The sequence below is a fragment of the Levilactobacillus parabrevis ATCC 53295 genome, assembly GCF_001434055.1.
GTDB lineage: Bacteria > Bacillota > Bacilli > Lactobacillales > Lactobacillaceae > Levilactobacillus > Levilactobacillus parabrevis.
In genome coordinates this window covers 1-203 of the sequence record NZ_AZCZ01000133.1, presented here as the reverse complement: position 1 = coordinate 203, position 203 = coordinate 1, and the positions used below count along the sequence as shown (strand labels likewise).

Annotated in this window: 1 tRNA gene; it reads left to right on the top strand. The window is 48.8% G+C overall.

The features are described 5' to 3' along the window. Positions 1 to 82: 82 nt before the first annotated feature. A tRNA-Ala gene (locus tag FD07_RS12040) sits at positions 83 to 155 on the top strand. Positions 156 to 203 lie beyond the last annotated feature (48 nt).

Here is a 203-nt window from a genome sequence, read left to right as displayed (position 1 = left end):
CTGGTTTAGAGCGCACGCCTGATAAGCGTGAGGTCGATGGTTCGAGTCCATTTATGCCCATTGACCGCAAGGTCATCATTTTGGGGAATTAGCTCAGATGGGAGAGCACCTGCTTTGCAAGCAGGGGGTCAGCGGTTCGATCCCGCTATTCTCCATTGGTACGAGAGTGCCAAGGAATTTGTTCTTTGAAAACTAGATATTAT